16 protein-coding genes are annotated in these 20,290 nt (G+C 61.8%); 13 read left to right on the forward strand and 3 right to left on the reverse strand.

Translation table 11 applies throughout. The annotated features are described in order from the left end of the window. Positions 1–31 precede the first annotated feature (31 nt). On the forward strand, positions 32–1,324 hold the full coding sequence (gene cytX, locus AC515T_RS02795; protein WP_496531358.1) for a putative hydroxymethylpyrimidine transporter CytX: 1,293 nt from the start codon (positions 32–34) through the stop codon (positions 1,322–1,324). On the opposite strand, the gene AC515T_RS02800 is transcribed toward cytX, so the two are convergent. Further along, positions 1,293–2,039 (reverse strand): DUF3298 domain-containing protein, encoded by a 747-nt coding sequence (locus tag AC515T_RS02800; protein ID WP_496531359.1) that lies wholly within the window; start codon positions 2,037–2,039, stop codon positions 1,293–1,295. The two genes, cytX and AC515T_RS02800, sit on opposite strands and share 32 nt — an antisense overlap. A gap of 214 nt (positions 2,040–2,253) precedes the next feature. Here AC515T_RS02800 and AC515T_RS02805 point away from each other — a divergent pair, with 214 nt between their 5' ends. The 11 genes from AC515T_RS02805 (at position 2,254) to AC515T_RS02855 (ending at position 15,050) form a co-directional block, all read left to right on the forward strand. Further along, positions 2,254–2,871, forward strand: a complete 618-nt coding sequence (locus AC515T_RS02805) for an NUDIX domain-containing protein (RefSeq protein ID WP_122564969.1) — start codon at positions 2,254–2,256, stop codon at positions 2,869–2,871. Beyond that, complete coding sequence (locus AC515T_RS02810; protein WP_024618006.1) at positions 2,862–3,314, forward strand: DUF1249 domain-containing protein; 453 nt, start codon at positions 2,862–2,864, stop codon at positions 3,312–3,314. The genes AC515T_RS02805 and AC515T_RS02810 overlap by 10 nt, the downstream gene beginning before the upstream one ends. A 99-nt stretch (positions 3,315–3,413) precedes the next feature. After that, positions 3,414–4,229 (forward strand): 3',5'-cyclic-AMP phosphodiesterase, encoded by an 816-nt coding sequence (cpdA, locus tag AC515T_RS02815; protein ID WP_496531360.1) that lies wholly within the window; start codon positions 3,414–3,416, stop codon positions 4,227–4,229. 86 nt (positions 4,230–4,315) lie between these two features. Next, the gene (locus AC515T_RS02820) at positions 4,316–5,575 is read left to right on the forward strand and encodes an IS256 family transposase (protein ID WP_496530171.1); all 1,260 of its coding nucleotides are present in this window, start codon (positions 4,316–4,318) and stop codon (positions 5,573–5,575) included. A 1,063-nt stretch (positions 5,576–6,638) separates the two neighbouring features. Next, positions 6,639–6,995 (forward strand): DUF6124 family protein, encoded by a 357-nt coding sequence (locus AC515T_RS02825; RefSeq protein ID WP_496531361.1) that lies wholly within the window; start codon positions 6,639–6,641, stop codon positions 6,993–6,995. Positions 6,996–7,832: 837 nt separating this feature from the next. After that, on the forward strand, positions 7,833–8,441 hold the full coding sequence (locus tag AC515T_RS02830; protein WP_496531362.1) for a YqiA/YcfP family alpha/beta fold hydrolase: 609 nt from the start codon (positions 7,833–7,835) through the stop codon (positions 8,439–8,441). Positions 8,442–8,482: 41 nt separating this feature from the next. Continuing rightward, positions 8,483–10,387 carry a DNA topoisomerase IV subunit B gene (parE, locus tag AC515T_RS02835; protein ID WP_053181455.1) on the forward strand — a complete coding sequence of 635 codons (1,905 nt, stop codon included), beginning with the start codon at positions 8,483–8,485 and terminating at the stop codon, positions 10,385–10,387. After that, entirely contained in the window at positions 10,387–11,373 is a 987-nt protein-coding gene (locus AC515T_RS02840; RefSeq protein WP_496531363.1) for an esterase-like activity of phytase family protein, read from the forward strand. The genes parE and AC515T_RS02840 overlap by 1 nt, the downstream gene beginning before the upstream one ends. Continuing rightward, positions 11,370–11,891, forward strand: coding sequence for a retropepsin-like aspartic protease family protein (locus AC515T_RS02845; RefSeq protein WP_496531364.1), 522 nt, complete (start codon positions 11,370–11,372; stop codon positions 11,889–11,891). The genes AC515T_RS02840 and AC515T_RS02845 overlap by 4 nt, the downstream gene beginning before the upstream one ends. A gap of 10 nt (positions 11,892–11,901) precedes the next feature. Next, on the forward strand, positions 11,902–14,166 hold the full coding sequence (gene parC / locus AC515T_RS02850; protein WP_122567325.1) for a DNA topoisomerase IV subunit A: 2,265 nt from the start codon (positions 11,902–11,904) through the stop codon (positions 14,164–14,166). Between the two features lie 179 nt (positions 14,167–14,345). After that, complete coding sequence (locus tag AC515T_RS02855; RefSeq protein WP_496531365.1) at positions 14,346–15,050, forward strand: PqiC family protein; 705 nt, start codon at positions 14,346–14,348, stop codon at positions 15,048–15,050. A 304-nt stretch (positions 15,051–15,354) separates the two neighbouring features. Here the strand turns inward: AC515T_RS02855 and AC515T_RS02860 are convergent, their stop codons facing one another. Beyond that, entirely contained in the window at positions 15,355–16,869 is a 1,515-nt protein-coding gene (locus AC515T_RS02860) for an AhpA/YtjB family protein (protein ID WP_496531366.1), read from the reverse strand. Positions 16,870–17,002: 133 nt separating this feature from the next. Here AC515T_RS02860 and serB point away from each other — a divergent pair, with 133 nt between their 5' ends. Further along, positions 17,003–18,217 (forward strand): phosphoserine phosphatase SerB, encoded by a 1,215-nt coding sequence (gene serB, locus AC515T_RS02865; protein ID WP_092205345.1) that lies wholly within the window; start codon positions 17,003–17,005, stop codon positions 18,215–18,217. A 184-nt stretch (positions 18,218–18,401) separates the two neighbouring features. Here the strand turns inward: serB and AC515T_RS02870 are convergent, their stop codons facing one another. Continuing rightward, positions 18,402–20,159, reverse strand: coding sequence for a cyclic-di-GMP receptor FimW-related protein (locus AC515T_RS02870; protein ID WP_496531367.1), 1,758 nt, complete (start codon positions 20,157–20,159; stop codon positions 18,402–18,404). Positions 20,160–20,290: the final 131 nt, after the last annotated feature.

Raw genomic sequence — 20,290 nt, forward strand, 5'->3', positions numbered from 1 at the left:
AACAACAAGTATCCCTCTGAGATAACAACCCTTGAACATCCAACCGAGCACCTATTCCCCCGACACCGCTGTCCCCCTGGACAAACGCGTCTTCGGCGCCCGCGATCTGTTTTCCCTGTGGTTCTCCCTCGGCATCGGCCTGATGGTCTTGCAGGTCGGCGCCTTGCTCGCGCCGGGCCTGGGCCTGAGCGGTTCGTTGCTGGCGATTTTCCTTGGCACGTTGGTGGGCGTCCTGCTGCTGGCGGCCGTCGGGGTGATCGGCAGTGACACCGGCCTGTCGGCCATGGCCGCCCTCAAGCTCAGCCTGGGTGGCAAGGGCGCGAGCGTTCCGGCGGTGTTGAACCTGCTGCAGTTGATCGGCTGGGGCTCGTTCGAAATCATCGTCATGCGCGATGCTGCCAGCCTGCTCGGTGCCCGAGCCTTCAGCGAAGGTAGCCTGGGTTCGAACCCGCTGCTGTGGACGCTGTTCTTCGGCGCCTTGGCGACCTTGCTCGCGGTGAGCGGGCCGCTGACGTTCGTGCGCAAGGTCCTGCGCAAGTGGGGCATCTGGCTGTTGCTGGCGGCGTGCACCTGGTTGACCTGGAACCTGTTCGCCAAGGCTGACCTGGCGGCACTTTGGGGCCAGGCGGGCGATGGTTCGATGCCGCTGGCGGTGGGGTTCGACATCGCCATTGCCATGCCGCTGTCGTGGTTGCCGCTGATTGCCGATTACTCGCGTTTCGGCAAACGGGCCAGGAACGTCTTCGGCGGCACTGCCGTGGGCTTCTTCATCGGTAACTTCTGGCTGATGAGCCTGGGCGTGGCCTACACCCTGGCCTTCGCGCCGAGCGGTGAAGTCAATGCGTTGCTGCTGGCCCTGGCTGGCGCCGGGCTGGGTATTCCGCTACTGCTGATTCTGCTGGACGAGTCGGAAAACGCCTTCGCCGACATCCACTCGGCGGCGGTTTCCACTGGCATGTTGTCGGGGCTGAAAGTCGAACACCTGGCCTTGGCGATTGGTGTCATCTGCACCTTGATCGCCTGCTTCGCACCGTTGGCGCAATACCAGAACTTCCTGTTGTTGATCGGCTCGGTGTTCGCGCCGCTGTTCGGCGTGGTGCTGGTGGACCACTTCATCCTGCGCCAACGCAGCAGCCAAGTGGTGTCAGCCGCGTTGCGCTGGCCGGCACTGTTGGCCTGGCTGGGTGGGGTGAGCACTTATCATCTGCTGGCCAACCTCTATCCGGACGTCGGCGCCACCCTGCCGTCGCTTATCCTGGCAGGGTTGCTGCAACTGTTGTTGGGTCGGGCTTTCAGCTACGGCCGGGGAACAGCTCGGGCTTGAGGATGCCATTGAGGCGTGGATAGGCGATCTTCAGTTCGATGTGGCCCAAGGCATACGGGGCGATGGTGCTCACTTCGTACTTGAGGATCACCCCGCCGTAGGTCAGCGCGATGTGCGGGGTTTTCTGGAAAGACCACTGTTTCAGGAACTCGGGTTCCTGATCCAGCTTGGTGCTGATCAGCCAACTGTTGTGGGCGACTTGCGCGGCTTTCCAGAAGGCTTCTTCCTGCCCCGGCAACAGCATGTCCGACAGCGTCAGCACCTTGTGTTGCTGGCGCGAATAGTTGATGAAGCCGCGACCCGGCGTGCCATGGGCACCGCCGGTGTCCAGGTAGCTGGACAATTCGATAATCACCAGGCCGTCATGTTGCTCGCGTACCTTGGCCTGCAAATAGCTGCTGTTGCGCGGTGCGGCGTTGCGCAGAAACTGTTCGCGGTAGGCGGCGAGCGTCGGCGCCACCGGGGCGTCCGGGGTGGTGCGGGTCATTTGCAGCAGGCGTTTTTCGATGATGCCGTCCAGGGCGGGCTCGGCGGGAAAGTGCAGGGTATCGATGTTCACCAATGGGCAGTCGGCGCTGGCGCAACCTTGTTGCAGTTGTTCCGAAGCGTCGCGGGTGGTCTCCAGCGGTGCGCGATAGTTGGGTTGGAACAGGCTTTGACAAGCGCCCAGGGTCAGGGCAATGGCAGCCACGGAGGCGGTTTTGAAAAGCGACATGGGCGTCCTTCATGAAACACGGAAAGGCAAAAAGTTACCCGCTTCGACTGTCGGCAAGGCAATCAGTTCGCCACTAAGCTCATTAGAGTGATTTTCAGCGCAGCCGTCCATCCCGATCACCGGAAAGGGGCTGCATCAAAGGGTACGGGCGCGTTAGGATGGCGCGAAGCCGAGGTTGGAACCTCGTATTGATCCATTGCACACGAGGATTGTCATGACCGACTTCGCCAACGCCACACCGAACACCGTGGACATCGTCAAGCGTGAAACCTGCTTCAAGGGTTTCTATAAGCTCGACCGCCTCGTGTTGCGCCACGAGTTGTTTGCCGGTGGCATGAGCCGTGAGATCAGCCGTGAACTGTTCGTGCGTCATGACGCGGTGTGTGTGCTGCCCTACGACCCGCAGCGCGATGAAGTGGTGTTGATCGAGCAGTTTCGCGTGGGGGCCATTGGCAAGACCACCAACCCCTGGCTGGTGGAACTGGTGGCCGGCCTGATCGACAAGGACGAGCAACCGGAAGAAGTTGCTCATCGCGAAGCGCAGGAGGAAGCTGGGCTTGTCTTCGCTGCGCTCTGGCCGATGACCCAATATTTTCCATCGCCGGGCGGCAGCAATGAATTCGTACATTTGTTCTTGGGGCGTTGCGACAGCACGGGGGCAGGCGGCCTGCATGGCCTTCTGGAGGAAGCCGAGGACATTCGGGTGAAGGTCTGGGCCTTTGAGGATGCCTTGCAAGCCGTGCGCGACGGGCGTATCTGCAACGCGGCCAGCATCATTGCCTTGCAATGGCTGGCCTTGAATCGCGATGAAGTGAGGGGGCTATGGTCCTGAACAAGCTGCGCGACCGCTATCGCGTCGATCTGGTAGGGTTGCAGGCCGCCTGCGAGGCCAACTACGCCCGCTTGATGCGCTTGTTGCCGGACATGCGCAACGACCCGTTGCCGCGCCGCATCGCCGTGACCCACGGCGACCAGATGCTCGGTGTGCTGGCCCTGGAAGTGCTGCAGACCTGTCCCTACACCACCACCTTGCAGGTGCGGCAGGAGCACAGCCTGCCCTGGTTGCCGGTGCCGCAGCTGGAAGTGCAGGTCTATCACGATGCGCGCATGGCCGAAGTCGTCAGCGCCGAACATGCGCGACGCTTTCGTGGCATCTATCCTTATCCCAATGCGTCAATGCACCAGCCGGACGAAAAAGCCCAGTTGAATCTGTTCCTGGGCGAGTGGCTGAGTCATTGCCTGGCGCTGGGCCACGAGTTCGAAGTCGTTCGGTAGTTGTGAACCGGTTCCGGTTCGCGGGTTTCCCCTTTCGATCGTCCCCCAGCATAATTGCGGCTTCATGCAACGGCGTGATTGCGCCTGGGAGAGAGCGATTTGCCGAGCGTATCCAGCTTGACCACGGCCGATGCGGCGTTGTTGGTCCAACTGTCCGATAGCCATTTGTTCGCCGAGGCCGATGCTTCGTTGCTGGGCATGAACACCCGTGACAGTTTGCGGGCGGTCATTGATCTGGTGCTCGAGCAGCAGCCCAACATTGATCTGGTGCTTGCCACGGGGGATTTGTCCCAGGACGGGACGCTGGAATCCTATGAAGCGTTTCGGCAGTTGAGTGGGCGAATCGATGCGCCGGCGCGCTGGATTCCGGGTAACCATGATGAGCCGCAGGTGATGCTCAAGGCTGCGGTCAAGAGTACGTTGCTCGATCCGGTGGTGGACATTGGCAATTGGCGGGTGACGATGCTCGATTCTGCCGTGCCAGGTTCGGTGCCGGGTTTTTTGGCCGAGGAACAGTTGATTCTGTTGGCCAATGCGCTGAGCGAGGCGCCGGAGCGGCATCATCTGGTGTGTCTGCATCATCATCCTGTTTCGATTGGGTGTGTGTGGATGGAGCCGATCGGGTTGCGTAATCCTGAGGCGCTGTTTGCGGTGTTGGATCGTTTTCCCCAGGTGCGTGCTGTTCTGTGGGGGCATGTGCATCAGGAGGTTGATCAGGTGCGCGAGGGGGTTCGTTTGTTGGCTTCGCCTTCGACCTGTATTCAGTTTGAGCCGGGGAGTGAGGATTTTGCGGTGGGCTCGCAGGCGCCGGGGTATCGGTGGTTGCGGCTTTTGCCGGATGGGCGGTTGGAGACGGGGGTTGAGCGGGTGGTTGGTTTTGAGTTCACTCCGGATTACGAGTCCAACGGGTATTGAGGACGAGGCGGCCTTACAGCCGGCCTGTTTCTCAGGGACTGTCAGAAATTTTGTGTTCGGGCATAACATGCTGAAGAGGTGCATGTATGCCAATCAAAAAGAAGACGGCCTTGGAGGCCAAAACCGAGTTCCCTTCGATCCCGAAGGAGCTGATTGATCAGTTCGTCAAAGGTCCTATGACTGCCGAGGCGATTCAGGACGCGTCGATGGCCTTCAAGAAGGCGCTTATCGAGCGAGCCCTGGGTGCAGAGCTGGGTCACCATCTTGGCTATCCTCAGGGCGCGGAGCGCCCCGAGGAGTCGAGTAACCAGCGCAACGGTAAAAGTGGCAAGACCGTTTTGACAGACGACGGTCCGCTTCGTCTGGAGATTCCCCGAGATCGCGATGGCAGCTTTGCGCCGATTCTGATTCCCAAGCATGAGCGGCGCTTTACCGGTTTCGATGACAAGATCATCGCCATGTACGCTCGGGGCATGACGGTTCGCGAGATTCGTGCGTTTCTCCTGGAGCAGTACGGCACGGATGTCTCGCACGACTTCATCAGCTCGGTCACCGACGCGGTGATGGAAGAGATCGGCGCTTGGCAGCAACGACCGCTTGAGCCGATGTACCCGGTCATCTTCTTCGACGCGCTGCGGGTCAAAATCAGGGAAGAAGGTCTGGTCCGCAATAAGGCCATCTACTTGGCCTTGGGCGTACTACCGGACGGAACCCGCGATATCTTGGGCATCTGGATCGAGACAACGGAAGGCGCCAAGTTCTGGATGAAGGTCTTCAATGACCTCAAGACACGCGGCGTCGAAGACGTGTTGATTGCCGTGACCGATGGCCTCAAAGGCATGCCAGAAGCCCTGAGCGCGGTGTTTCCTGAGACGACGTTGCAAACCTGCATCGTGCATCTGATCCGCAACAGCCTCGACTATGCAGCCTGGGACAAACGTCGGGAACTGGCCAAGGCTCTCAAGCCGATCTATCAAGCGATCAACGCCGAGGCCGCCGAAGTGGCTCTGGACTCATTCGAAACCGGCCCCTGGGGCAAGCAGTACCCGACCGTCGTGGCTGCCTGGCGACGCGCCTGGGATCGAGTTATCCCGTTTTTTGTCTTCCCGCCCGCCATCCGGAAAGTGATTTACACGACCAATGCAATCGAGAGCATCAACGCTCAACTGCGAAAGATCATTAAAACGAGAGGACACTTTCCAACCGATGATGCTGCCACGAAGCTGATCTGGCTGGGCTTGCGCAATATCACAGCAAACTGGGGCAGTGCGGCCCATGATTGGAAAAGTGCGATGAATCAGTTCGCGATCCTGTACGGGGATCGGTTCATCAGGCCGACGTGGTAAATGAAGGTCTGCCTAACGGCAGGCCGTTACCGGCCCGCACACAAAAAATCTGACACTCCCGTTTCTCACGGCTGTACTGCGATCCAATTGTGGGAGCGAGCTTGCTCGCGATGGCGGCTTGACTGAGTACATATCCATTTCTGCGGCAACGGCCACTTATGGTTCCGCTCTTACAGCGGGTCACTTTCGAAAAGCGCGAAAGTAACCAAAGCGCTTCTGCCCCACCACTTGGCACCTCGCTTAGGCTCGGTGTGCCCTCACTCCGGCATTGCTCCGTGGGCCCGCCGCGAAGGGCCATCCATGGCCCAGCGCGGCTATCCCGGCATCCATGCCGGGATGCCCACTCCACAATGCCTGCGTTCGGCCATCGTGGTTAACGGGGCGCTGAGATCAACGTCCACCCCACCACGAGGCGGCCTGATAGCCGACCTGGCTCTTGCGGGGTGTACACCCATCAGACTTGTTTGAGCAGGACCTTTGGGAGCAAAGCTTGCTCGCGAGGCGGCCTTATAGCCGACCTGCTCTTGCGGGTGTACCCAATCCAATTGTGGGAGCGGACTTGCTCGCGAAGGCGGCGGTACATTCAGCATTGATGCAAGCAGACCCACTGCTTTCGCGAGCAAGCCCGCTCCCACAGGGATCAGCGATGGACGCTCATCTTATAAACGACCAAAAACCTGTGTGGGAGCGAGCTTGCTCGCGATAGCGTCCTGACAGCCGATCAGGGTTGTGGGAATGGTCGGACAAACTTCCTGACTCAAGCAGATTTTTCCGACGAACTCTGGCGGTTGCCGGGTGGGAAGGGCTGTCGCTAGTCTTTTCCCGTCGCTGCAAATTCAGCGGCCGGGCCTGGAAACCCGATGAGTAAAAGGCATATCAGCGAGCCCCGTGAGATACTGCGGCGCTTTTGAGCGTTCAGTTCTGCGTTATGGCGGCTGTGCGCGGGAGACTTTCGAGTCTGCCGGGTTTGCCTTTTACCTCGGTTTTCCAGCCCGTGCATAGCTGCCACCTTCTCGCCTGGAAACGGGAGATGGCGGTTCCACTACGTAAAAGGAACTACATCATGTTCAAAGCCACGCCCAATCCCCCCGAAACCGATCCCTCATCAGCCCACGCCGGTCTCGATCCCCAAAAACTCGATGAAGCCGCCAAGCGAGCCATCGACCATTACCTCGACCCCAAGCCCCAACCCAAGAAGAAACAGCCCTCAAGCCAATTGTTCTCTGTCGCGGAGAGCGCAGACACCGAAACCCTCCTAGCCAACCTCAGCGAAACCCTAGCCTCCGCCAACGCCATGCTCGGCGACCTGACCTTCGACCTGGAAGGCTCGCGCCGGCATTTCGCCCTGGGAGTCCAGCAGATGATCGAGATCAGTGAGTTGTTGGCGAACCGGGCGTTGGACATCGTCGATCCGCGCTAGCGCCGAGCGGAAGCATTGTGGGGGAGCACTTATCGCCGACCTGTCTCCGGCGGCAGTACTTCAATCCAACTGTGGGGGCGAGCTTGCTCGCGAAGATGGTGGTACATCCAACGCTGATGCAAGCTGGTCCACCGCCATCGCGAGCAGGCTCGCTCCCACATTTTTTTCGAGTTGTTCTCAGGTATCGCATTCACCACAAATCCCTGTGGGAGCGAGCCTGCTCGCGATGGCAGCGGCACATCCAACGCCGATGCAGGCTGATCCAACGCCATCGCGAGCAAGCTCGCTCCCACAGGAGAAACGCGGTCACCCTAAGCCAGGTCGGCTCTCAGGCCGCCTCGCGGTGGACGTTGATCTCGGCGCCCCGTTAACCACGCTGGCCGAACGCAGGCATTGTGGAGTGGGCATCCCGGCATGGATGCCGGGATAGCCGCGCTGGGCCATGGATGGCCCTTCGCGGCGGGCCCACGGAGCAATGCCGGAGTGAGGGCACACCGAGCCTTAGCGAGGTGCCGAGTGGTGGGGCAGGAGCGCTTTGGTTACTTTCGCGCTTTTCGAAAGTGACTCGCCGTAAGGGCGAAACCATAAGTCGCCGTTACCGCAGGAATGGATATGTACTCAGTCCAGCCGCCATCGCGAGCAGGCTCGCTCCCACAGTTTGATCGGAGTACAACCGGGAGAAACAGGTCGGCTACAAGGCCGCCTCGCGAGCAAGCTTTGCTCCCACAGGTGCTGTGATCGACGATTCATAGGAGGCAATAACACGGTCAAATCCCCCCCAACCACCGCAATCTCCCTGTAAACTCCGGCCTTTGCCCAGCACCCAGGGAGTCGGCAATGTCGGGTTCGATCCTTTATATCCACGGCTTCAACAGCGCCCCAGCCTCGACCAAAGCCTGTCAATTGGTCGACGTGATGGCACGCCTGGGCCTGAGCGACCAGCTACAGGTGCCCGCCTTGCACCACCACCCCCGCCAGGCCATCGGTCAGCTGGAACAGGCGATTACGCAACTGGGGCGGCCGCTGCTGGTCGGCAGCTCGCTCGGCGGCTACTATGCCACTCACTTGGCCGAGCGCCACGGCCTCAAGGCCCTGCTGATCAACCCAGCCGTCAGCCCGCATCGGATGTTCGACGGCTACCTGGGCACGCAGAAGAATTTGTACACCGACGAAACCTGGGAATTGACCCACGACCACGTGACGGCCCTGGCCGAGCTGGAAGTGCCGGCGCCCCGGGATCCGCAGCGGTATCAGGTATGGTTGCAAACCGGTGACGAAACGCTGGATTATCGCCACGCCCAGCAGTATTACCGCGCCTGTGCCTTGCGCATCCAGGCCGGCGGCGACCACAGTTTCCAAGGGTTTGCCCAGCAGTTGCCGGCGCTGTTGAGTTTTGCCGGCATTGGCGCCGATTTGTACCAGGCGATCGACTTCACGTCGCTGTGAGCCATCGCCCCTTTTTCATTGAACACTGACGACGAGACCCCATGGCCACTCCCAGCGCTAGCTCTTATAACGCAGACGCCATCGAAGTCCTCTCGGGCCTCGACCCGGTGCGCAAGCGCCCCGGCATGTACACCGACACCAGTCGGCCGAACCACCTCGCCCAGGAAGTCATCGACAACAGTGTCGACGAAGCCTTGGCCGGGCATGCGAAGTCGGTGCAGGTTATCCTGCACGCCGATCACTCGCTGGAAGTCAGCGATGACGGCCGCGGCATGCCGGTGGACATTCACCCTGAAGAGGGCGTGTCGGGCGTCGAGCTGATCCTCACCAAGCTCCACGCCGGCGGCAAGTTTTCCAACAAGAACTACCAGTTCTCCGGCGGTTTGCACGGGGTGGGTATTTCCGTGGTCAACGCCCTGTCGACCCAGGTACGGGTGCGGGTCAAGCGTGACGGCAATGAATACCAGATGACCTTCGCCGACGGCTACAAGGCCACCGAGCTGGAAGTGGTCGGCACCGTCGGCAAGCGCAACACCGGGACCAGCGTGTATTTCGCTCCGGACCCGAAGTATTTCGATTCACCAAAGTTTTCCGTCAGCCGCCTCAAGCATGTGCTCAAGGCCAAGGCCGTGTTGTGCCCGGGGCTGCTGGTCAGTTTCGAGGACAAGGCCACCGGCGAGAAGGTCGAATGGCATTACGAAGACGGCCTGCGTTCTTACCTGGTGGACGCGGTCAGCGGTTTCGAACGCCTGCCCGACGAGCCGTTCTGCGGCAGCCTGGCCGGTAACAAGGAGGCGGTGGACTGGGCGCTGCTGTGGCTGCCCGAAGGCGGCGAAAGCGTCCAGGAAAGCTACGTCAACCTGATCCCCACGGCCCAGGGCGGCACCCACGTCAACGGGCTGCGCCAAGGCTTGCTCGACGCCATGCGCGAGTTTTGCGAGTTCCGCAACCTGCTGCCCCGTGGCGTGAAGCTGGCGCCGGAAGACGTCTGGGAACGCATCGCCTTCGTCCTGTCGATGAAGATGCAGGAACCGCAATTCTCCGGCCAGACCAAGGAACGCCTGTCGTCCCGCGAAGCGGCGGCGTTTGTTTCCGGTGTGGTCAAGGACGCGTTCAGCCTGTGGCTCAACGCCAACCCGGAAACCGGTCTGGCCCTGGCAGAGTTGGCGATCAACAACGCCGGCCGGCGTCTCAAGGCCAGCAAGAAGGTCGAGCGCAAGCGCATCACCCAGGGGCCGGCATTGCCGGGCAAGCTCGCCGATTGCGCCGGGCAGGACCCGATGCGTTCCGAGCTGTTCCTGGTGGAAGGTGACTCCGCCGGCGGTTCGGCCAAGCAGGCGCGGGACAAGGAGTTCCAGGCGATCCTGCCGCTGCGGGGCAAGATCCTCAACACCTGGGAAGTCGACGGCAGCGAAGTGCTGGCCAGCCAGGAAGTGCATAACATCGCCGTGGCCATCGGGGTCGATCCGGGCGCCGAGGACATGAGCCAGCTGCGTTACGGCAAGATCTGCATCCTCGCCGACGCCGACTCCGACGGCCTGCACATCGCCACGTTGCTCTGCGCCTTGTTCGTCCAGCATTTCCGCCCGCTGGTGGACGCCGGTCACGTCTACGTGGCGATGCCGCCGCTGTACCGCATCGACCTGGGCAAGGAAATCTACTACGCCCTGGACGAAGCCGAGCGCGATGGCATCCTCGATCGTCTGGTGGCCGAGAAAAAACGCGGCAAGCCGCAGGTCACCCGATTCAAGGGCCTGGGCGAGATGAACCCGCCGCAGTTGCGTGAAACCACCATGGACCCGAACACCCGCCGGCTGGTGCAGTTGACCCTGGATGATTTCGAAGCGACCTCGGAAATGATGGACATGTTGCTGGCGAAGAAGCGCGCTGGCGATCGCAAGTCCTGGCTCGAGTCCAAAGGGGACCTGGCCGAGGTGCTGGCCTGATGCGCAACGGTTTCGCCCTGGCGTTATTGCTGTGGGCGGGGGTTGTCGTTGCCGGGCCTGCACCAGAATTGAAGTTGCTGTCCGAGCACGCCGTCGATGGCATGCGTGGGGGCAATCTGTCCGGGCTGGCCTTGTGCGGCAGCGAAATGTGGACAGTGTCCGACCGCGACGATGACCGGATCTATCGCCTCGCACCCTCCGAGGCGCCGGTCTGGCAGGCCGAGGTGGTTGAAATCGAGGTGCCGAAGGTGCCGGACAGCGGTTTGCCCTGGGGCTTGAGCTCACGGACCTGGGCGGCGTCGTTCCTGCGCGGTGGCGAGCTGGATTTCGAGGGCATCAGCTGTGACAGCGCCGGCAACCGTTATGTGGTCAGTGAGTCCCATGCCGCGGTGTTGCAGGTGCCGCCTTCGGGGCCCGCGTCGTGGTTGAAAATCGCCCCCACCCTGATCCGCCAGGCCCGTGCCAGTGGCATGTTGCTGCATTTCAACGCGTTGTTCGAAGGACTGGCGATCAACCCGGCCGGTGATCAATTGTGGCTGGCGGCTGAGCGCGAACGTCGCGGTCTGTTGCTGATCAAGCGCCAGCAAACGGTGTGGGACTGCGATGGCAATTGCGTGTTGCTGAGCGAAGCGGGGCTGGAGATGCAGCCGGCGCAGTTCCTCAAGGCCAAGGCGGTTTCGCGGGATTTCGCCGACCTGTCATTGTTCAATGGCAAGCTGTTTACCCTGGAGCGCAACGCCTACCAGATCTGTCGGCGTGACCCGCAGACTGCCCAGGTCGAGCGCTGCTGGTCGTTTGCTGCCGAGGCGTTGCAGGACAACCGGCGTTATCCCCAGCCCTACGGGCTGGCCGAAGCCCTGGTGGTGGACGCCGAGGGGGCCTGGATCGGCCTGGACAACAACGATGGCACGCGGGCCGATGGCGAGCAGCGACCGATCGTCTGGCGCTTTGCCGCGCCCGACGGTGGCTGGAGCGCCTCGCCATGAGCCCGCCGCCACCGGGCAAGCGCGCCGGCCGGGTGCTGATGATCCTGGCCTGGTGCGCGGCGCTGTTTCTGGCAACGCGGTTTTTTGCCCAATGGGAGCAGCGCCAGCAAAACCCCAATACCCAGGTGTACTCGCAAAGAGGTGAAGGTTTTATCGAGGTGAAGCTGGTCGGTAATCAACAGGGGCATTTCGTCGCCAGCGGCCAGATCAACGGCCAGTCGGTGGACTTCATGCTCGACACCGGTGCCACCGACGTGGCGATTCCGGTGGAGCTGGCCGAGCGCCTCAAGCTGGAAAAAGGTTTCGGCGTGACATTGAGTACCGCCAACGGTTTGAGCGAGGGCTATCGCACCCGCATCGACCGGCTGCAATTGGGTGACATCGTCTTGCGCGATGTCCGTGCCCTGGTGGCGCCAGGCTTGGGTGGCACGCAAGTGCTGCTGGGCATGAGCGCCCTGAACAAACTTGAATTTACCCAGCGCGACGGCACCATGCTGCTGCGCCAGACAACGAACTGATGAGGCCCGCATGAGCGACATTCTTGCAGACAGCTTAGACGGCGTAGAACGCCGATCGCTGGCTGACTTCACCGAAAATGCCTACCTCAATTACTCCATGTACGTGATCATGGACCGCGCCCTGCCGCACATCGGCGACGGTTTGAAGCCGGTCCAGCGGCGGATCATCTATGCCATGAGTGAGCTGGGGCTGGATGCGGATTCCAAGCACAAGAAATCGGCGCGTACCGTCGGTGACGTGCTCGGTAAGTTCCACCCCCACGGCGATTCGGCCTGCTACGAAGCCATGGTGCTGATGGCCCAGCCGTTCAGCTATCGCTACACGTTGGTGGACGGTCAGGGTAACTGGGGTGCGCCGGACGATCCCAAGTCCTTCGCGGCCATGCGTTACACCGAGGCGCGGCTGTCGCGCTATTCCGAGGTGCTGCTCAGCGAGCTGGGCCAGGGCACCGCGGACTGGGGGCCGAACTTCGACGGGACCCTCGACGAACCCTTGGTTTTGCCAGCACGTTTGCCGAATATCCTCCTCAATGGCACCACCGGTATCGCCGTGGGCATGGCCACCGATGTGCCGCCCCACAACCTGCGGGAAGTGGCCACGGCGTGCGTGCGCTTGCTGGACGAGCCGAAAGCCACGGTGGAGCAACTCTGCGAGCACATCCAGGGCCCGGACTATCCGACCGAAGCCGAAATCATCACCCCGCGCGCCGACCTGCTGAAAATCTACGAGACCGGTCGCGGTTCGGTGCGCATGCGCGCCGTGTACCACATCGAAGACGGCGACATCATTGTCACGGCGCTGCCGCATCAGGTGTCCGGGGCCAAGGTCCTGGAACAGATTGCCGCGATGATGCAGGCAAAACCGTCGAAAGCGCCGCAAGTGGCGGACCTGCGTGACGAGTCCGACCATGAAAACCCGTGCCGCATCGTGATCATCCCGGTCAACAGTCGGGTCGACCACGACGCGCTGATGCAGCACCTGTTCGCCAGCACCGACCTGGAGTCCAGCTACCGGGTCAACATCAACATCATCGGCCTGGACGGCAAGCCGCAGCTGAAAAACCTGCGGGCATTGCTGGTGGAGTGGCTGGAGTTCCGGGTCAAGACCGTGCGCCGGCGCCTGCAATTCCGCCTGGACAAGGTCGAGCGCCGCCTGCACCTGTTGGACGGCTTGCTGATTGCCTACCTCAACCTGGATGAAGTGATCCACATCATCCGCACCGAGGAGCACCCCAAGGCCAGCCTGATCGAGCGTTTTGCCCTGAGCGAAATCCAGGCCGACTACATCCTCGACACCCGCCTGCGGCAGTTGGCGCGGTTGGAAGAGATGAAACTGCGGGCCGAGCAGGATGAGTTGCTCAAGGAGCAGGCCAAGCTGCAAGCCTTGCTGGGCAGCGAAGCCAAGCTCAAGAAACTGGTGCGCACCGAACTGCTCAAGGACGCTGAAACCTATGGCGACGACCGTCGGTCGCCTATCGTCGAGCGTGCCGAAGCCAAGGCGCTGACCGAACACGACCTGCTGCCGAACGAGAAAGTCACCGTCGTACTGTCGGAAAAAGGTTGGGTGCGTTCGGCCAAGGGTCATGATATTGACGCGACGGGGCTTTCCTACAAGGCCGGGGACGGTTTCAAGGCCTTGGCGGCCGGGCGTTCCAACCAATTTGCGGTGTTCGTCGACTCCACCGGGCGCAGCTATTCGGTGCCGGCCCACACCCTGCCGTCGGCCCGAGGTCAGGGCGAGCCGCTGACCGGTCGATTAACTCCGCCACCGGGTGCAACTTTTGAATGCGTGCTGATGCCTGATGATGATGGGCTGTACGTTATTGCATCGGACGCGGGTTACGGGTTCGTGGTCAAGGGTGAGGATCTGCAAGCCAAGAACAAGGCGGGCAAGGCGTTGTTGAGCCTGCCGAACAACGCCAAGGTGATTGCGCCGCGCCCGGTTGCCGATCGAGAGAGCAACTGGCTGGCGTCGGTTACCACCGAAGGCCGGTTGCTGGTATTCAAGATCAGCGACCTGCCACAACTGGGTAAAGGCAAGGGCAACAAGATCATCGGTATTTCCGGCGAACGGGTGGCAAGCCGTGAGGAATATGTCACGGATATTGCAGTGTTACCGGAAGGCGCCACGCTTGTGCTACAGGCAGGAAAGCGTACGCTTTCGTTGAAGGCAGACGATCTTGAGCATTACAAGGGTGAACGCGGTCGGCGGGGCAACAAGCTTCCGAGGGGATTTCAGCGAGTCGATGCGCTGCTCGTCGAAAACCTCAATTAGGCGTACTAGACGGCTCGGTCTGCGATTAAATGCCGCGGATCGATGCTTTCGCGCTGGAGTCGGCGCGCATATTCACGGATGATAGGCCCTTTCAAGCGCCGGCGTGGCCGAGCGTTCTTCATATTGACCGAGTATTTTTTCACTGTGGTAAGCCTTGTGGCTGCCACCTGGACGGAACGATGACTGCTCTGCGCCTCCCTATTTTGTGGCTCGCCGGCCTGCTTGGCCTGGCGGGCTGCAGCATGAACCAGCCGGTGTCGCTGTACCAACTGGACAGCGGAACCCCGGCCCAGCCTGCGCAAAGCACAGGCATGGCCGTATTGCTCGGCCCGGTTCTGATCGCTGACTACCTGCAGCGTGAAACCTTGTTGCAACGCCAACCGGACGGCAGCCTGCAAGCCGCCACTGACGGCCGTTGGGCCGGTAGCCTGTCCTCCGACATCGATCAGTTGTTGCTGCGCCAGGTCGCCGGGCACCTGGACAGCCAGCGCGTGGTGCTGGCACCGGCGACCCAGGGCTTCACCCCGGATGTGCAGGTGCTGCTGTCGATTACCCGCCTGGACTCGGGTAAAGCCCAACCGGCAGTGCTCGACGCCCAATGGCGGTTGATCGACCGTCGTGGCAAGGTGCGTGAGAACCGCATCGTTCATCTGCAAGAGCAACATGCCGGCACCACGGCGGCACAGGTCCAGGCCCAGGGCGTGCTCCTGCAACGCCTGGCCGAACAGTTGTCCGTGTCGCTCAAGCCTTTGGCCAACCAGCCGCCTGTCGCCGAAGTGCCCCGCAAGGCCGCGCCTGCCCCAGCCAAACCGGTAGAAAAGCAAAAGGACAAGATTCCCATGGCCTTGCCGATTCGTACGGACATGGAAGTGTTCAGGTTCTGATGACCGGACCGGATGCAAAACGAAGCCCGCCTTGATGCGGGCTTCGTTGTTTCTGCCGGTTGGTTCTTTAGTGTCTGTGCCGGCCTCATCGCGAGCAAGCTCGCTCCCACAGGGGTTCTCTGCAAGCCGCAGACCCAGTGTGGGAGCAAGCTCCCTCGCCACGGGGGCGGTGATGCCCCGGGTCTGTGGCTTTGCAGAGGTCCCCTGTGGGAGCGAGCTTGCTCGCGATGGTGGCGGCGAAGGCAACAAAAAAGCCCGCAGACAATCACTTATCTGCGGGCTTCGTTATTTCAAGTCCCGGGACTCAGGCCTGGCGCTCATGCATCCGCGCCAGTTGCCGCTCCAGCATCGAGGGGTAGGGCTCCATCAAGCGCTCCACGCAGCACGCGCCTTCGGGGCTGGCGATGGGGCGGATGCGCGCGCGTTGGCGGATCAGGGCGTCGTCGTTGATCTTGCGCTCCACCAGCAGCAGATTGCGGCTGTGTTGCGACAGCGCCAGGGCGTCCTGGGCGGTTTCGGTCAGCAGCAGGTCGATCTGGCTCAGGCCGAACAAACCATCGCCCAAGGTCAGGCCCAATTGCAATTGCAGGGTGATACCGCTGTCGGCGACTTCGATCTGCAACTGGTGACCCAAGGCGCGCAGCAACTCACCGCAGCAAATGGCGTTGGTCAGGTAGTCGTCGCCGCTGTCTTCGGTGTGGAACAGCATCAGCGTGCTGCCGTCGTTCAGGGTGTGCAGTTCGCCCTGATAGAGCGAGGCGGCCTGGTCGAGACAGTCGCGGTAGCGCTCGAGCAACTCCTTCAGGCGCGCCTGGGGCAGGCGGCGCAGTTGATCCTGGGCGCCCAGTTGCACGGCCAGTACAGCGCTGTGCTGGGGCAGGTTCGAGGCCACAGGCTTGGCAATCGGCTGAGGTGCCCCGTCGACTGACTCGTCACGCAGGTCGGCGAAGGCGTCGTCGTCTTCCTCGTCCTCTACTGTGCGAACCACGTGGCGTGGCGCCGGTTTGGAGGCCGGCATCGGCTGGCTTTCGTCGAAGCCCGGGTCGCGCAGGTTACGCACTTCGAAGCCTGGCTCGGCATCGTCGTCAACGTAGTCGATCTCCTCTGGCTCCGGCACGGGCTCAGGTTCCGGCGCGAAGCTGGCGTGCAGTTGCCGGGCCAGGTCGCCGATTTCGTCCTGGCGCTGGGTGGCCGGCGTGTGTTCGTCGATGTCACGCAGCCAGACGCGCAATTGCAACAGCGGCGTGGAGATGTGTCGTCCCAGGCGCAGGCTCAAGGCCAGTGCCAGCGCCAGCAGGATCGCGCTGAGGATGCCCATGCTTTGCAGGCTGATGGTCATCGGTTGCTGGAACTGGTCCATGTCCAGGCTGATGCGCAGTTGCCCGGCGGTCACATCCTGGAAGGTGATCTTGCTCTGGTACATACCGCCGGACTCACCCAGCAGGCCAGGCTTGGGACGCTGCCCGGCCTCGGCGAGGATACGGTTGTCCACGCTGTAGATGGCGGCGTGGGCCACCAGCTTGTTCTTGGTCAGGTTGTTGAGCAGCACGTTGAGGCTGAGGATGTCGTTGGACACCAGCAGCTCGGTGGCGGACGTGGCGGTCTGGGTCGTCAGGCTTTCACCCAGGGCATCGGCCTGCTCGTGCATGGCCTGCTTGAATTGCAAACCCATCACGCAGGCATAGATGACCAAGGCCAGGGCGACCAGGATTACGTTATGGCTGGCAATGCGCAATGCAATCGGCACACGACGGTGACGCAGTGCACGGAAGATCAGCAGGAAGAAATTGTCGGTTTTGACTGGCGTGGGCCGGTTCACTGAGCTCGGCTCTTTGTCCGTGAAATTGACGCGCAGTATAGCGACAGCCCCATGACCGGCAAAGCACTGGCGGTGCCCGATGGTCACTGAATGTGGGTAGAATGCGGTTTTTTTCCACCTGCGGGGGTGCGCCTTGCGCGAAATCGTCCTGATAAACATCACTGGCAGCGACCGTCCGGGTCTGACTGCGGCCATTACCGGCGTTCTGGCCCAGGGTGGTGTGAACATTCTCGACATCGGTCAGGCGGTGATCCATGACACGCTGTCGTTCGGCATCCTGGTTGAAATCCCGGACGCCGAACAAAGCAAGTCCGTGCTCAAGGACATCCTGTTCACCGCCTACAAGCTCGACCAGCAAGTGCGCTTCACCCCGGTGTCCGAGGACGATTACCAGCATTGGGTGGCCGGCCAGGGCAAGAAGCGCCACATCGTGACCCTGCTGACGCGCAAGGTCACTGCCGAGCAGTTGCAGCGCGTCAGCTCGATCACCGCCCAGTATGGCTTGAACATCGACCATATCGACCGCCTGTCCGGACGCATGCCGTTGGACACCCCGGCCGACAAGGGCAAGGGCTGCATCGAGTTTTCGGTGCGCGGCGAGCCGGCCGATCCCCAGGCGTTGCGTGCCGAGTTCCTCAGCGTGGCCCAGGAACTGAATGTCGACATTGCCTTCCAGGAAGATTCGCTGTTCCGCCGCAACCGCCGCCTGGCGGTGTTCGACATGGACTCGACGCTGATCGAAGCCGAAGTCATCGACGAACTGGCCAAGGCGGCCGGCGTGGGCGACAAGGTCTCGGCCATTACCGAGCGCGCCATGGCCGGCGAGCTGGATTTTCGTGCCAGCTTCAAGGAGCGCCTGGCGCTGCTCAAGGGGCTGGACGTCAGCGTGCTGGATTCCATTGGCGCTTCCCTGCGCCTGACCGAAGGCGCCGAGACCCTGTTCGCCGAGCTCAAGCGCCTGGGCTACAAGACTGCCATCCTGTCCGGCGGCTTCACCTACTTCGCCAAGCAATTGCAGGCCAAACTCGGTATCGACTACGTATTCGCCAACGAATTGGAAGTGGTGGATGGCAAGGTGACCGGCGTGGCCGTCGAGCCGATCGTCGATGCCCAGCGCAAGGCGGACCTGCTGCGTGAACTGGCTGAAAAAGAAGGCCTGCGCCTGGAGCAGACCATCGCCGTGGGCGACGGCGCCAACGACTTGCCGATGCTGGCGATCGCCGGCCTGGGCGTGGCATTCCGCGCCAAACCGCTGGTCAAGCAGTCGGCCCGGCAAGCGATTTCCACCCTGGGGCTGGATGGGGTGTTGTACCTGCTGGGCTTCAGGGATCGTGACGGGCAGCTCTGAATAACATGCTTTGAGCAATACGCCGACTCTGGGGAGGCACGCACTTTGTGGCGAGGGAGCTTGCTCCCGCTGGCCTGCGCAGCAGGCCCAAGGCGGCCAACCTGACACTCCTCGGTCTCAGGATTAGGGCCGCTACGCGCCCCAGCGGGAGCAAGCTCCCTCGCCACAAAGGGCTATGCGCCGTCTAGAGCGATTTCCACAACGAATCAAAATTCCCCTCCTGGTCGCCGCCATCCCCAGCCTCGGCTGAGTCTTCCGGGTGATAGGAAAACTGATTGAAACTGTGGGTGCTGGTCACCCGGCGGTCCAGGCCGGCGCGGCGTTCCTGGCCGTTGGTATTGATCAACACCCGCTGGCCTTCCTGGAAGGGCAGGCGTGGGGCGATCATGGTCGGGGGCAGGTCAATGGCGCTGATCTCGGGAAGCAACAGCCCACGCAGGTAGTGACCGTGCTCGTTTTCCCGGACCAGTTGCAGCCCGCAAGGCTGCGCATGGGGTGCGACCAGTTCGATGCCCATTTGCATGACGCCGTTGCGCACTTGGCGGATCCAGCGCACCACGGCGACGCTCCAGGCTTGGTCGCTGCGGTCCCGGATGCCGATCATTTCCCCGGCTTGCAGTTGTTCCGGCACTTCCTTGGGCCAACCGAGGCAGTAGCCGCCAGGGCTGTGGTTGATGATCGGCAGGTCGTAGGTGGGGAAGTGATGCTGGTTGTCGGAGCTGGTGCCATCGTCATCGGCCGGGTTGACCGGGTACTCGATTTCTTCATAGGGCAGCAGATCGCCGTCGCCGGCGGGAGCGGCGTCGAACGCTTGCTTCCAGGTGTCGTTTGTCTTGCTCGGCGAGGCTTCGAAGCGGGCCTTGCGGGCGGTGGGACTTTTCAGGATCTCATTGAAAGAGCGCTCGCCGCCGAGGTAGTAGTGCAGCGCGCTCATGCCCACGCACAGGGTCAGCGTGCCGTTGCCCTCGGTGCGCTGGAAGCTGCGCTCGGCCGCTTCGCCCCAGGCGGCTTGCAGGTGATGCAACGTGTCGACGCTCATGCCGCCCGGGACTGGCAACGTATTATCGGCAGGTTGTTCCAGGTGAGTGGCGATTGCACGCACCAGTGGCTGGGGATCGAAACCCTGCAAGGTCGGCTGCTGTTCGGCCCGGAACTTGGAGCGGTAGCGTGGCCCGATATCCAGCTCCGGAGCGACTGCGAACAGGCTACTGGCAGCGGTGGCAGGGTCCAGCTTGACCCACTGGCTCCAGGATTCGAGCACTTCGGTCAGGCGCCCGATCTGGCTCTGGCGCAGTTGATTGCTGCGTGACGCGCCCAGCAGCAGGGCGACGACATAGGTTTGCTTGGCGTTCAATTGATGAACCTGGCTGGCCAGCTCGTCGCTTACGCTCAGGTGTTGCAAGCGGTGCAGGCAGGCGATCCGGTACAACTGATGCAAATCGAGCCACAGCCCCTCGGGCACTGGGCTGTACAACTGGCTGGCACGCAGCAGCGGGCCGTTGAGGGCATGCATCGCCCGTTGCAGCGCGGTACTCAGCAGGCGGGCCCGGTCCTTGGTGTATTTCGACGCGATACGCGCCACGATCTGTTTGTAGCCCATCGCCAGCTGGGTTTGCAGGGCCTGGCTCAGGTTGACGATCTTGCGCGAGCGATCGTCCAGCACGATGGCCTGTTGCAGGAAGTGCCGCTCCAGGTGTTTGCAGACGTAATACACCTCGGGCCGCAGCAGTTCGAGCAGTTGTAGGCGATTGTCGCTGGGCGTGAGCAGTTGGTTGAGTTCGCCAAGGGCCTGGTACAACAGGCGGGCCGTTTCGCCGATGTTGGCCTTGGGGAGGTTGGCGATCCAGCGCTTGAGGTCCCGTGGCGTAGCATCGCAGAACGACAGGCGTGATTGTGTCGGGGTCAGGACGCGCAATAGCTGGAGAGGGCTGGTCTCATTCATGCCGTGTAGGGCTCCGGCGGGAAATAAACGTGATGTTTTCCAACTCTAGCAGTTATGGGCGAAAGAGGTGCTCTATCGGCGCTGGATGGGCCTGTGGGAGCGAGCTTGCTCGCGATGGCGATGTATCAGTC

The sequence above is a fragment of the Pseudomonas sp. FSO-7 genome (assembly GCF_059579345.1).